12 protein-coding genes and 3 pseudogenes are annotated in these 13,423 nt (G+C 59.9%); 5 read left to right on the forward strand and 10 right to left on the reverse strand.

Features of this window, described 5'->3' with window-relative positions:
* Window positions 1-235 (forward strand): hypothetical protein (locus LMG28727_RS34470; protein WP_236592568.1); only part of this gene is annotated, 235 nt, incomplete at its 5' end.
* A gap of 152 nt (window positions 236-387) precedes the next feature.
* Here the strand turns inward: LMG28727_RS34470 and LMG28727_RS33705 are convergent.
* The 4 genes and pseudogenes from LMG28727_RS33705 to LMG28727_RS33725 form a co-directional block, all read right to left on the reverse strand.
* The gene (locus LMG28727_RS33705; RefSeq protein ID WP_201646625.1) at window positions 388-1,119 is read right to left on the reverse strand and encodes an IS6 family transposase; all 732 of its coding nucleotides are present in this window, start codon (window positions 1,117-1,119) and stop codon (window positions 388-390) included.
* Between the two features lie 62 nt (window positions 1,120-1,181).
* The gene (locus tag LMG28727_RS33710) at window positions 1,182-1,985 is read right to left on the reverse strand and encodes a DUF6708 domain-containing protein (RefSeq protein WP_236592572.1); all 804 of its coding nucleotides are present in this window, start codon (window positions 1,983-1,985) and stop codon (window positions 1,182-1,184) included.
* A gap of 192 nt (window positions 1,986-2,177) precedes the next feature.
* A protein-coding gene (locus tag LMG28727_RS33720) for an IS3 family transposase (RefSeq protein ID WP_201646628.1) occupies window positions 2,178-3,754 on the reverse strand; the annotation gives its coding sequence in 2 pieces (ribosomal slippage) (window positions 2,178-3,295 and window positions 3,295-3,754; 1,578 coding nt in all).
* A gap of 64 nt (window positions 3,755-3,818) precedes the next feature.
* Window positions 3,819-4,493: pseudogene (locus LMG28727_RS33725) on the reverse strand (tyrosine-type recombinase/integrase); the annotation flags it as partial.
* A gap of 438 nt (window positions 4,494-4,931) precedes the next feature.
* On the opposite strand from LMG28727_RS33725, the gene LMG28727_RS33730 reads away from it, so the two are divergent.
* The 4 genes from LMG28727_RS33730 (at window position 4,932) to LMG28727_RS33745 (ending at window position 7,867) form a co-directional block, all read left to right on the forward strand.
* Complete coding sequence (locus tag LMG28727_RS33730; RefSeq protein ID WP_201646630.1) at window positions 4,932-5,504, forward strand: carboxymuconolactone decarboxylase family protein; 573 nt, start codon at window positions 4,932-4,934, stop codon at window positions 5,502-5,504.
* Between the two features lie 63 nt (window positions 5,505-5,567).
* Window positions 5,568-6,332 carry an enoyl-CoA hydratase/isomerase family protein gene (locus LMG28727_RS33735; protein WP_201646631.1) on the forward strand — a complete coding sequence of 255 codons (765 nt, stop codon included), beginning with the start codon at window positions 5,568-5,570 and terminating at the stop codon, window positions 6,330-6,332.
* Between the two features lie 51 nt (window positions 6,333-6,383).
* Entirely contained in the window at window positions 6,384-7,055 is a 672-nt protein-coding gene (locus LMG28727_RS33740) for a peroxiredoxin-like family protein (protein WP_201646632.1), read from the forward strand.
* A gap of 95 nt (window positions 7,056-7,150) precedes the next feature.
* Window positions 7,151-7,867 (forward strand): SDR family oxidoreductase, encoded by a 717-nt coding sequence (locus LMG28727_RS33745; RefSeq protein ID WP_201646633.1) that lies wholly within the window; start codon window positions 7,151-7,153, stop codon window positions 7,865-7,867.
* On the opposite strand, the gene LMG28727_RS33750 is transcribed toward LMG28727_RS33745, so the two are convergent.
* The 6 genes and pseudogenes from LMG28727_RS33750 to LMG28727_RS33775 all read right to left on the reverse strand — a co-directional run.
* Window positions 7,844-8,776 (reverse strand): LysR family transcriptional regulator, encoded by a 933-nt coding sequence (locus tag LMG28727_RS33750; protein WP_201646634.1) that lies wholly within the window; start codon window positions 8,774-8,776, stop codon window positions 7,844-7,846. The genes LMG28727_RS33745 and LMG28727_RS33750 overlap by 24 nt on opposite strands.
* 224 nt (window positions 8,777-9,000) lie before the next feature.
* The gene (locus tag LMG28727_RS33755) at window positions 9,001-10,110 is read right to left on the reverse strand and encodes an alkene reductase (protein ID WP_201646635.1); all 1,110 of its coding nucleotides are present in this window, start codon (window positions 10,108-10,110) and stop codon (window positions 9,001-9,003) included.
* Window positions 10,111-10,394: 284 nt separating this feature from the next.
* Complete coding sequence (locus LMG28727_RS33760) at window positions 10,395-10,718, reverse strand: transposase (protein WP_201646636.1); 324 nt, start codon at window positions 10,716-10,718, stop codon at window positions 10,395-10,397.
* A gap of 653 nt (window positions 10,719-11,371) precedes the next feature.
* Window positions 11,372-11,718, reverse strand: a pseudogene (locus LMG28727_RS33765) (SDR family oxidoreductase); the annotation flags it as partial.
* A 46-nt stretch (window positions 11,719-11,764) separates the two neighbouring features.
* On the reverse strand, window positions 11,765-13,057 hold the full coding sequence (locus tag LMG28727_RS33770) for an MFS transporter (RefSeq protein WP_201646637.1): 1,293 nt from the start codon (window positions 13,055-13,057) through the stop codon (window positions 11,765-11,767).
* Between the two features lie 156 nt (window positions 13,058-13,213).
* Window positions 13,214-13,423 (reverse strand): annotated as a pseudogene (locus LMG28727_RS33775) (phosphate ABC transporter substrate-binding protein); the annotation flags it as partial.

Raw genomic sequence — 13,423 nt, forward strand, 5'->3', positions numbered from 1 at the left:
GGGTTGCCGCAGCATGCACCACAGCAGTCAGCCCGGAGCAGGAAACCGGACATTTCTAATGAGCCAGAACCGGACATTTCTAAAAAGCTCTGACAAGCAAAATGTTGATAAATTATCTTATGTCAAATTGTCGAGGCAATTGACGGAAACTGACAGTCGCGCGGCTTTGGCAACCAGACATGGAGAATATAGGAAGGCACTGCAATGGCCATTGCGAGTGGCGATTGGGAATTAAATTTAAAGCCACGTCGAGGCTAGCCGATCACCATCCTAATCTAGGCGTGTCCGACCGTCGGCATCACAAAGAGGCGTTCATCCCACACCACGGCTTTGTCAAGTTGACGACGTGGGCATGTACCAATGCAGTATGAGTAGGATTCCTGTTGATTAGCGATCGACACCAGACGGCTCAGCGACCGTCCACTGGAACCAGCTGGCCAAACGTGCCCGCAGTTGTGCGCGATGGTTAGCCGCACTCACCCTGTGCCGGGGCAGCGCGAAGTGCTGACGGATCGGGCCGAAGTTCGACAGGAAGCGCTGCGTGCGCCGCGGGTCACGGAAACCCTGCATCTGACGCTCACGCCGACGCGTCGGCTGATGGCTGTTCTCCACGCGGTTATTGACCCGGGCCGAGGCCTTCACGAATACGTGCTTCACGCCGGCCAGCTGCGGCACCTCGGATCCTGCCGCCGGATAGCTGCGCAGCTGGTCGGTGACAATCTTCCGGGGCACCGGGTATGAGCGCAACATCTTTTTGAAGAAGCGCCTTGCGGCGGTCTTGTCACGGCGCTTTTGCAGCAGCACGTCGAGTTCGACGCCGCGCTCATCCACCGCACGCCACAGCACATACGGCTTACCGCGCAGTTTCACGAACAGCTCATCGAGATGCCACGTCGTTCCCGGCTGCGGCCGGGCCGCTTTCACCTGGTAGGCAAACATCGCGTCGAATCGGTCGCACCAGTTGCGCACCGACTCGTAGCTGACCACGACGCCGCGCTCGGGCAGCAATTCCTCTATGTCACGCAGGCTCAGGTTGAAACGGTGGTACCAGCGCACCGCGCAACTGATAACTGCGGCCGGAAAACGGAAACCGTGATACGGCGAGGGATTTTTCTTCACCCCCCCATTCTACCCAGCGCGGTCTTCAAGTTGACATTGCCGTCATGGGTGCCTCTTTCGCGTTAGACAGCCACCGCTGGAGACGGCTGCGAGGCGCGTTGCACATCCTCCGGCCATACCGGTTCACGGCTCGTTAGCTGCGCCACATAGTGCAGCAACACCATCAGGGACATAGGAGCGGCAATGAAGGTCGTCAACAGCCACAAGGCTTTATTAGCCTTGCGGACAGTCAGAAAATTATGAAACAGAACGCTCGCCGACGCCTTGAGAGACGGGCCCTCAGGTAAATAGTCTTTTACCGGCGGAAGCGAAGCCGGGCCCTGCTCCATAAACCTGCGAACAAACTCGAAGTTAGTCAGAAGCTGTCCGAGAACTTTCTCTCCCCAAGCCGAAGTTTCCGACCCGCCATTGACCGAACGCTTGCCAAAACTGAAGGTGTTGATAATGGTCTTGCCGTCCTCAGCGAGGACGAAGCATCTCAATACAGTCGGCGCACCGCCTAAAAGCGGCGACGAAGTTTGCCTGTGCGCGAAGAAAAAGGCTTTATCCCAGGGTACCTCGATAACTCCGCCCTTGCCGTTATGCCGGAACGCGTAAACCATCCGGTTCTTGCGATTGAATAGGATCGTCTTGTGCCGGTAATTGAAGCAGTCCTTGAACAGAATGGCGGCGCAGAACAGGCACCCGATTGCACATGGCACAACCAGCGTCCAGAAAATCGGGCTGAGGTCTGTGAACCGCGAAATTTGCCAACCGAAATAGGCAAACGCAGGAAATCCGACCAGAAAGGCCAAGGTCGCCCATCCGAGCTGCTGATATGACGTATCGCATATGTCCAGATAGACATCGTTTATGCGGAAAATCATGTGTTGGTCGCGTGCTTCGCTGGTTCTGCGTCTCGACACGCGCTTCCGCCGCTTGCAGTCCCGACGGATAAAACGCGCCTGCGGTACTCGGGTTGTAGCCGGCCTTTTCCAGCTGGCTCATTTCAGCACGCACTTGCGCACGCGTCACGGGCGGGGTGAATTTCAAGCTAGATGTCGCCTCAACGGTTAAATTCAGGCGGCTTTTTGCTCCTGTCGGTGCTCGCGTTTGATGGGTTCGAAGTTGTCTGTCTGATCGGGATTGAGGTGGACCGTGTGTACGCGCTTCCAGTTTCGCGTGGGGCCTTTCCATCGTAGCGGGTTGCGCTGCTTTGCCGCCTCGTAGAGCATCGCGCGGCGATCGAGGATCTGCTGGTCGAGATTGGCGTGCCGTTGGGCAGCCGTGACGAAACGGATCGCGCTGTGACGATGTTCGTGGTTATACCAGCGCACCAACCCGGTGACCCAGGCGCGCGCGGCAAATAGAGTGTCGAACGCCTGCAGAGGATAGGCCGGCCGATACTTCAGTGTTTTGAACAGCGATTCCGAGAACGGGTTGTCGTTGCTCACGCCCGGTCGACTCAATGACGGCATGACACCCAGAGCCTGCAGGGTGGCGAGCATCGTGGCACCCTTCATTGGGCCGCCGTTATCCGAATGCAAAATCACCTGGCCCGGTTTGATCGCTTCACGTGCACATAGATCCTTTAGAAGCTCGCTGGCCTGGGCGCTGCTCTCTTCGGCGTAGACCTGCCAGCCGACGACCATCCTGCTGAACACGTCCATGAACAGATAGAGATAGAAATACTGCCCGCGAACTGTCGTCGGCAGGTAAGTAATATCCCAGCTGAACAACTGATTGGGCCCGTCGGCACATACTGCGCGGGGCTTGCTGCGGGCCCGGGCTGGTCGTTCACTGCGCCGATGAGCAAGCTGTTTTTCTTCACGCAGCACCCGGTAGAACGTCGATTCTGACGCGATATAGCGGCCCTGGTCGGCTAGGCGAGGGACGATCTGGCTCGGTGGCAGATGACCGAATTCGACAGAGTTGGCCACCGCCAGTAGTTCAGCGCGCTCATCGGTCGACAGCTTGTGAACAGCATCATGATGGCGTAAGGTGCGCCCATCCACCGCTTCAGGACCGCCGCCTTGCCAGCGCTGCACGGTGCGCGCGCTTAGCCCGAGCACGGCACATGCCCGTGCCTGACGAGCCCCGGCTGTAGTCGCCTCACCGATCAGCTCCCACAATGTCGCGCGCTCTTCGGGGAAAGTCATTCGTCCTCGTCCCTGAACAGCGCCTGATACTTTTTTGAAAGTACCAGCAACGCGGCCGCCTCCGCTAAAGCCTTTTCCTTGCGTTTCAGTTCGCGCTGCAGTTGCGCATTGGCCTGTTTCAGCGCGCGCATCTCTGGAGCGTTTGCACGTGCGCTGCTCGCGGTGCCGGCCGAGCAGAACTGGGCACGCCACTGGTTCAGATGATGGGCAAACAGGCCCCGTTCACGGCACCACGCGTTCAGCGCCTCGTCGCTCAGTCCATGGCTCTGCTGCAAGGCCAGCAGGCGCTCTTCCAAAGACCAGTCTTCCGGGCGCCGTGCATCGACTGGCCCCGGGTTGCGGTTTGCGGCGTTAGACACGCGGATCCACTTCCTCAAGGTTAATACGTTCATGTTCAGTTCCGAGGCAACCGTTCCTACGGACCGGTTGCCTCGTTGCAGGACCTTTGCCAGCGCCTGCTCCCTGAATTCGACAGAATACGTCTGTTTCGCATTCAACCTGCACCTCTGAGTTCTTCAAATCAAGAAAATTCAGAGGCGACATCTAGTGTGACGCAGGGGGGAGGGTGTGCATGGATACGCGCTTGTCGATGTGTGCGGCCTCGGCGGCGGCATGGATGGCGCGGTTCAACTGTCGCGTGCTGAGCGGGTCGACGGGATCGAGCCCGGGAAGGAGCCACCCGCCATCGAGCATCTTGCCCTGGGCCCGCGCCACGTGCCACCAGACGCGCAGGCGCTCGAGCAGCACCGGCGAGAGCATGGCGTAGCGGTCGCGGCGGCCCTTTCCCTGCTCGATGCGCATCGTCATGCGCTGGCTATCGATGTCGCCGACCTTCAGGGCTACCACTTCGCTCGCGCGCAGCCCGGCACCGTATGCAACCGACAGCGCGGTCTGGTGTTTCAGGTTGCCGGCCGCCTCGATGAGGCGGCGCACTTCATCGGGACTGAGCACGACGGGCAATATGCGTGGAACGCGCACCGGGTGCATCCTGAGCATCAGCTCAGGCCGGTCGAGCGTAACCTCGAAGAAGAACTTCAGGCCGGTAATCGCGTGGTTCAGTGACACGGGCGATGTGCCGTGATCGACCAGATGCAGTTGGTAGCGCCGCAGGTCCTCGACGGTGGCCGTGTCAGGTGAGCGCCCGAGAAACCGGGCAAATTCGCGCACGATGCGCAGATAGGTGTCCTGCGTCTTCGGTGAAAGCTGGCGCATGCGCATGTCGTCGGTCATGCGCATGCGCAGTGGATTGGCGTTTGTCTGTGAGGAGGTCGTGATTGGGCTCCTGCTGGAGAACGAGGCGGATTGCCTCATTCGCCAACATACGGAACCGCGCGGCGGACCTCCCATGAACCGCACGCGCTGGCCAGAGCCCCCTACCGCGCGAGCGGTTTCGTTCGTCGACCCTAAGCAGCCAATGGTTCCCCGCGAGTTGTGCGTCCGCTTTCGAAGTTGAAGCGGCCCGTCCCATGCCAACGATCGAATGATCGAAGGTAGTCGACCGAACCCTGAACGATTCTTCCCGATGCGTTGACTGTCAGCGTTTTTCGGTCAGCCCGCTTCAATGCCCCCTCGCTTTATGCCTCTGTGGAATGACTGTTATCGACAGCGCCTGCCTTCTTTGGAAAAGCGCTGACCCTCATCATTTGCTCACCGTCAACCAACAGGAGCAAAACGATGAGCAACTTCCAAACCTACACGATCGATAACGCACCGGCCGCCTCGAAAGCCAGCCTCGAAGACACGAAGCGCGCCTTCGGCTTCGTGCCCAATCTCCAGGCGCATATGGCGGAGTCGTCCGCGCTGCTGGCCGGTTACTCGGCGCTGTGGGACCTGTTCTCGAAAAGCACGCTGACGCCGCACGAACAGCAGGTCGTCTACCTGACCTCGAACTTCGAGAACAACTGCCACTACTGCATGGCGGGTCACAGCACGCTGGCAAAGATGATCAAGATGGACGCCGGCGTGATCGCCGCACTGCGCGCCGGCACGCCGCTGCCCGATGCAAAACTCGAAGCGCTGCATCGCTTCACGACGCTCGTGGTGCGTGAGCGGGGTTTCGTTCCCGACGCCGATGTCGACGCGTTCCTCGCCGCGGGCTACACCCGTCAGAACGTCTTCGAAGTGATTCTGGGCGTGGCGACCAAGGTGATGAGCAACTACACGAACCACATCGTCCACACCGAACTCGACGGCTTCATGGCCGGTAACGAGTGGACCAAGCCGGTCGCTGTCGCGGCTGCTGCCTAAGCCGTCTTTGGGAGCCCTCGCGGCTCCCGCCCAACCCATACCGAAGCTCACCGAGAACCCGCCATGTCCACGTTCGATCGCTATAAAGACGCTTATCCCAATGCCCGCCTGACCCGTACACCCGACGGCGTGCTCGAAGTCCGTTTCCATACCGGAGGCGAGAAGCTCGTCTTCAACGGCCACACGCATGAACAGTTCACCGATATGTTTCATCAGATCGGCGAAGATCCGGATAACCGCGTGGTGATCCTGACAGGAAGCGGCGACGCATTCATGGACGCGATCTCGCCGGAAGGTTTCGATTTCTTCACGCCGCGTGGCTACGACAAGATCTTCCGCGAAGGCCGCAAGATCCTGATGAACATCCTGGACATCGAAGTGCCGATGATCGCCGCGCTGAACGGTCCGGTCCTGTTGCATTCGGAATACGTCCTGCTGTGTGACATTGTGGTGGCGACGCCCGAGACGGTGTTCCAGGACATGCCGCACGCCGCATTCGGCATTGCACCCAATGACGGCATCCATCTGCTGTGGCCGGAAATGATCGGCAGCATTCGCGGCCGGTACTTCGTGCTCACGCAGCAAAAGCTCGACGCTGCAGAGGCGAAGTCGCTGGGCGTGGTTAATGAGATCGTGCCTGCGGATCAGTTGCTCGAACGTGCGCACACCATCGCCGCGACGATCGCGAAGCAACCGCCGCTCACCACCAAATACACCCGCATCGGCCTGACTCAACGCCTGCGTCGCGTGATCGACGAGGGCATCGGCTACGGCCTCGCGCTCGAAGGCATCACCGCGGCCGAGGTGGCGCGCATCGCAGCAGCGTAGAACGCAGCCTGAATCCACTGATCCATCTATTCCTCTCGACGGAGAACACTCATGTCACTGCAAGACAAACTCGATGCATTCCGGGCCGACTTCAAGGCAGGCAAACCGCCGTTCAACGCACCACCGGAGATTCATCCGGTGATGGAACGCGCTACAGCCGAGCTGATTGCGAGCGGCCAGGCTGGCCGCGCGATCAAGGCCGGCGACCGTGCGCCGCATTTCAACCTGAAAGACCAGAACGGCCAAGACGTGTCGTCCGCTGCGTTGCTGGTGAAAGGGCCGCTTATCGTGACGTTCTATCGCGGTGTGTGGTGCCCGTACTGCAACATCGAATTGCAGGCGATCAACGACGTGCTGCCGCAGATTCAGGCCTATGGCGCAAACGTCGTGGCGATCTCGCCGCAGACGCCGGTCAATAGCCGTAAGTCCGTGCGCACCAACGAACTCGGCTTTCCTGTACTGAGCGACGAGAAGGGCCAAACTGGTGCCGACTTCGGACTGCGCTTCGCGTTGCCCGACTACCTGGTCGAGTTGTACAAAAACCTGAAGAACGACCTGCCCGCGTTCAACAACGACCCGAGTTGGAGCTTGCCGATGCCCGCGCGTTACGTCATCGGACAGGATGGGATCGTGCTGTATTCGGAGGTCAACCCGGATTACACGCGTCGTCCGGATCCGTCGGACATGTTCCCGGTTCTGGAAAAGGCGACGGCCAACGCTTGAGCCTTACCGCTCAACGCAGGCAACTGCCACGCCGCTCCGCGCCGGAGAACCCGGCGCGGATTTTTCGGTTCCTTCTGGCTCTCAAAGGACATTTGATGACACAACGTACATTTCTCATTACCGGCGCGACCAAAGGCATTGGCCTCGCGTTGACAGAGCGGCTGATTGCCGACGGCCACCACGTGGTGGGCCTCGCGCGCGAAGCAGGCGATTTCCCGGGCGAACTTGTCCGCGTCGATCTGGCGGACCGTGCTGCAACCGCTGCGGTCCTTGATGACCTCGTGCGACGTCATGCGTTCGATGGCGTGGTGAACAACGTCGCGCTAGTCAGGCCGCAGCGTCTGGGAGAAGTCGCGCTAAACGATCTCGACGACGTTCTCGCGCTGAATCTCCACCCTGCCGTGCAGACCGCACAGGCGCTCCTTCCCGGCATGCAGGAACGCGGCTGGGGACGCATCGTGAACATTTCCAGCCTGACGATTCTCGGCATGACGCAACGCACGGCCTATGCAGCAGCGAAAGCAGCGCTGGTGAGCTTTGCACGTTCGTGGGCGCTGGAACTGGCGGGCACGGGCATTACGGTGAATGCCGTGGCGCCGGGTCCAACCGAAACCGTGCTGTTTCGCGCGAACAACCCGCCCGGCAGCGACGGCGAGAAGCGCTATCTGTCCGCAGTGCCGATGGGGCGCTTTGGCCAGCCTCATGAAATTGCCGCGACGATCGCGTTTCTGCTATCCGATGCGGCAGGTTTCATGACCGGTCAGACGCTTTACGTCGACGGCGGTGCATCAATCGGCAAGCTCGCTTTCTGAAGGTGCGCGGCCCTGGTTGTCGCCTGTGACGCCAAGTACCTCCTCCACGAAGGCGACGAACGCTCGCGCCTTCGCACTCACCAGACGTCCGGCCGGGAAGACCGCCCACAGATCGATCGAGGGCAATTCCCAGTCAGTGAGTACGGCCTGCACCGTGCCGTCGGCGAGTTCCGGCGAGAACATCCATTCCGACGCAATCGCCAGGCCCAGACCGCCGAGCAAGGTCGTACGCATGCCCTCGGCGGCGCTCACGCTGACGCGTCCGGACACCACCACCGCCACTTCCTTGCCGTGCTGGCTGAACGCCCACGACTCACCGCCGCCTCGCAACGAATACACGATCACCTGATGCTGGCTGAGATCGGCAGGCGTCTTCGGCACACCCGCTTCAGCGAGATACGCAGGCGTTCCAACAACCCGTCGACGGCTTTGCGCAATGCGGCGTGCGGTCATCGTCGAGTCGTCTAGCGAGCCCATGCGCAGCGCCACGTCCACGCCTTGTTCGAGCAGATCGATGGTGCGATCGTCCAGCACGATATCGATCTGCAAGTTAGGGTGCCGGTCCAGAAACGTCTTCAGCGCGGGCAGGATATGCAACCGCGCGAAGGTCACGGCCGCGCTGACGCGCAGTACGCCGGACAGTCCGGTAGACGCGTCTCGCGCGACATGCTCGGCGAGATCCACTTCTTCGATTGCGCGCCTTGCATGCTCGTAGAAGCGCTGACCTGCATCAGTGGGCGTCAGGCCGCGAGTCGAGCGCAACAGGAGCCGCACGCCGAGCCGCTCCTCGAGTTGCGCGATCGACTTCGAAACAGCCGGTTGCCCGAGCTTGAGCCGCTTGGCGGCTGCCGAGAATGAGCCCGCCTCCACGACGCTGACGTACGTTTCCATTGCTGCCATCCGGTCCATGCTGCTGCTTCTCCTTGAGGACCTTGAAGTCCGTGTCGTGGCTACGAGTTGTTCAGCCGGGAGTCTAGCGCGTCAGAACACCGACAATGAATTTGATCACCTCGCGCCCGCTCTGCAATTCGCGCCGCAAGCCCGATTGACGAACACAATCCGCAAAGTCAACCGGCCCCGCCGCAGACGATTCTGCGGCGGGGCCGGTTGAGACGCGTGCAGTCCGGTTCAGATCACCGGCGCGCGCTATGGAAGGAATAATCGGTGTAACCGCGCGCATTGCCACCATAGAACGTCGACCGGTCGTAACGGTTAAGCGGCGCGCCAACGCGCAATCGCTCGGGCAAATCCGGGTTGGAGATAAACAGACGCCCGAACGCGACGAGATCGGCATCGCCTGCTTCGATCATTCGATGTGCGCTGTCCGCAGTAAAGCCGCCCGCTGCGATGACTGTGCCTTTGAACACTTGCCGCAAGTCTCTCGCCGAGACCGCGGACGCCGCTGCAGCGACGTCTTCGTTACCGCGCACACGCGGCTCGACGACATGCAGATACGCGAGACCATAGCCATCCAGACGACGCGCGACATAGCCGAACGTGGCATGCGGATCGCTATCGGACATCGTGCCGTACGAGCTTCCCGGCGAAAGACGGACGGCGATCTGGTCTGCATCCCACACCGAAGCGATTGCTTCTATCACTTCGAACAGAAAGCGCGCCCGATTCTCAAGCGAGCCGCCGTACGCGTCCGTACGATGATTCGAGCCGTCCTGCAGAAACTGGTCGGGCAGATAACCATTAGCGGCATGCAGTTCGACACCGTCGAAACCAGCCTGTTTCGCCAGCGTCGCAGCGTGACGAAATTCTTCGATCACTCCGGGAATCTCTTCCAGCGCGAGTGCGCGCGGGACGACCTGCTCGATCTCGATAACGCGCCCGTTTTCGTCGTGAATTGCCGAGTGTTCATAGGCGCGTACGGCAGAAGGCGCGACCGGCAATTCTCCGCCGATGTTGGCAGGATGCGCCTGTCGTCCCGCATGCCACAGTTGCAGAAAGATACGTCCGCCTTTCGCGTGGACAGCGTCGGTAACGCGTCTCCAGCCGCGTGCGTGTGCTTCGGTGTAGATGCCCGGCGCGCCCACATAGGCGAAGCCGAGAGGAGACACGGATGTCGCATCGGAAATCAGCAAGCCTCCCGACGAAGCGCGTTGCGCGTAGTACTCGACCATCAGATCGCCGGGGACGTTCTGCGCGTCGGTGCGCATCCGTGTGAGCGGCGCCATGACGACACGGTGACTGACCGGATAAGGACCAACTTGAGTTTGAGTAAAGAGAGTGTTCATTGCGCGTACCTGAAAAAGGAGAAGACCTTTGGATCTTCAGGGTAAGCGCGAATCTGCAGAAGACAGCACCGGGCAATAGCTGTATCAATTTACAACTGCGCGCGACACATGGTCGGCTTCTCCCCCCGGCCGTCGTCGTTGCGCACCGAGTCCCGGCCGTCTCGGAATCCTTTACTTTGCTACTGCGGCTGAAAGGCCTCGCTGCAGCAACCGCTACGGATCTTGAGCACGTGGTGCTATTGCTTGAATACTGGGTACCCTGCGCAGTGCTCATCGATACTCGTCTATTTTCCGGGCGGCACAAGCGGACAGAACGCCTCGTATGGCATGGTCAACTCTTCGGCCACTGCTGTAAGCAAGCCTGAGCGTCGCCATTTCAGGAACGTGATGTAGCAGGTTTGTTGCGGAGGATAGGAAGCCGGCAAACGAGTCCATTTGTGCTCGTCAAAGCAAGCCCAGAGCACGGCATCCAGTATCTGCCGCGGATCTGTTCGAGGACGACCCAGAGCGCGCCCGCCTGCAGGAAACAGATGCTCCACTCGACCCCAGTCTTCGTCAGAGAGACGCGCGGGCCCGGTCGAAAAAAGCAAGCGCATCGCTTCGGACATATGCCCTCCTCAAGACAATGCGCATCATCAGCACGTTTCGCTCCCGCACGTCGATTCTATTTGACACTCCGAAATCGAGCGCCCCTGATTGGCGATCGAGAAACTGGTGACGGATGCGGAACTGGAATCCACGCCTCCGCAGGGATTGCGTAGAACATTGACGTGGCCACCGGCTAAATTGTTGACCATTGTCAGAGTCGAAGGCGACTGGCCGATTGTCGCCTCACGCCGGCGTCAAGGTTGAATCGCGTTGGTCCCAAGAATCGTCATCAAGGTCCGCGCGTTGCGCTAGCCCTGATCTTCCCAGGTGTTGATCGATGCATCGAACAGGAGTGACCGGCGACAGCGAAGGTCGGGGGGCGAACCTCAGCAGCCGTTCAACACTCGGCGGCCACGACGTCTCTTGCTGAGGTACAGCGGACACTCCCTTAATCATGCAACACCGGTCAATCCCGTCATTCAAGTCCAGCCGCTATCCAACTTTCTGGGGCTACCAATAGGTTACAAAAAACGCCACCAGCGCGAGATGCAGATCAGCCCGACCAATGGCTGATCGTCACATGGCTCACAAATGGAGCGCTTCAGCCGGGCCGGTTGCGTCGGAATATTGATCGAAAAAACAGGTGAAGAGCCCGGCCCATGCTCGCGCCGTTCTAGAAGGCGCTCTTTATGACCCCTCCGTCGGCTCGCAACGCAGCTCCCGTCGTGGCAGACGAAAGCGGACTGGCAATATAGGCCACGAGCGACGCGATTTCCTGCGGCGAACTAAAGCGCTTGATGAGCGACGTGGGACGAACCTTTTCGAAGAATTCCTTTTCGAACGCTTCAAACGATTTGCCGTCGGCCTTTGCGAGGGTCTCCACGAACTCACCCACTCCCCGCGATTTCGTTGGCCCCGCAGCACGCTGTTGATCGTGATACCCGTGCCGGCAACGGCTTCGGCGAGCCCGCGCGCGACCGCCATCTGTGCGGTTTTGGTCATCCCGTAGTGGATCATTTGCACCACAGCCCTAATCCCGGTCTGTCGACCCACAACACGCGAATCGCTACACCACCACTTCCCCCTGCTGCTTTTCAAAACCACCGTCATTGACCTTCGGCGCCCATTTGCGCCGCAACAGCACCATCGTGCTGGTCGCACCGAGCAGCAGGAACACAAAAATTGCCAGCATCGGCCATGTGTAACTGCCTCCCACATGAAGCAGCCATCCCGACAGGCTTGCGGACACGCCACCTGCCAGACTGGTCGCCACCTGCTGCAAGCCTGTGTTCAAACCCGCCGCCTGCTTCGGAATCAGAGTCAGTTTGACGAGCGCCAGATTGTTCGCCGTCACGAGGCCCAGCAGCGACAGCGAAACGACATTCCAGAACAGAGCCAGTTGCTCTGACGGTGCATAAGCACCCAGCAGCACCGTGGTGCCGCCGATAAACCCGGCAACGATAAACGACTTGCGTACCACCACGGCGTCGTACCCGCGTGCGATCAACCGGTCTGCCGCGAATCCGGCCAGAGCCGCCACGATCGCGATGCCGATGAAGCTGAAGAACGTATATAAGCCTGACTGCCTCAACGACAGACCGCGCTGCTCGACCAGATATGCGGGCATCCACGTCATGCAGTAAAAAGAGAAATAGCTGTAGCAGAAGTTGGTAATCAGACCACCCCATACCACCGGACTCGCGAGGAGATTGCCGAGCGGCACCGATGCGGCCCGCTGTTTCGCCGCCGCCAGCTCCGCTTTGGAAGGAAAGTCATTGCGCAGCATCAGGAACCAGGGCAACAGCCAGATCAACCCAACCAGGCCGGTAACGACGAACATCACTTTCCACGAGTTCGACACAATCAGCCAGGCCGCGATCGGCGCACCGAGGGCGGGTCCCATTTTCCCGCCGATCGAATAGATTCCGAGAGCCGTGCCTTTCTGGGTTTCCTTGAAGTTGTCGGCGAGATAGCGGTAAGTGGCGGGAACGACCACGGCTTCAGCGGCGCCAATCAGAAGACGCACTAGAATCAGCGCGGAAAGCGTTGCGACCATGCCGGTCGCGGCCGCTGCGAGACACCAGACCACAAAGCAGATCGAGTACGGCCACTTGACGCCATAGCGATCGACCAGCCAGCCCATCGGCAACTGTAGCAAACCGTATGACCAGAATACGGCTGAGCCGAGCCATCCGCGCTGGACATGCGTCAGCGTAAATTCGCTGATGAAATGATGATCCGCGAGCGCAGCGGACATGCTCGTGCGATCCACGAATGAAATCATTAACCCTAGCGCGAGCAGCACGAGAATGCCCCAGCGATTCTCGGGGCGTGGGCCGTTTTGTCGGGTTGTCTCCATTACTCAACCTCCAATCGTTTCTGTTTTTATTTGACGGCAGCTTGCTACTTTATGCGATCCGGTACGACATGCTTTCTGCAAGGGCAAATCAACCTCGCCATCGCAGCGTCTTCAATTCAGAATTCAACACAGCTGCTTCCGACACGACATCGGCGATTACCTCAGGCTACTAGTCACATCGTCGAACAACTCGTCCACGGTCAGGCGACGCTCGATGATCTTCTGATCCAGCGCCCAATCGATTGCGAGTTGCAAACCCTTGCGGTTCGCTTCGAGACCGATCGGCGGAAAGATAGCCGGCACGCCCTCAGCCAGATTGCGGCTCTCGGCCACCATCCGGTAAAGCTCACGCACCACGTCCGGGCG

It is taken from the genome of Paraburkholderia metrosideri, assembly GCF_904848625.1.
In the GTDB taxonomy this organism is placed as follows: Bacteria; Pseudomonadota; Gammaproteobacteria; order Burkholderiales; family Burkholderiaceae; genus Paraburkholderia; species Paraburkholderia metrosideri.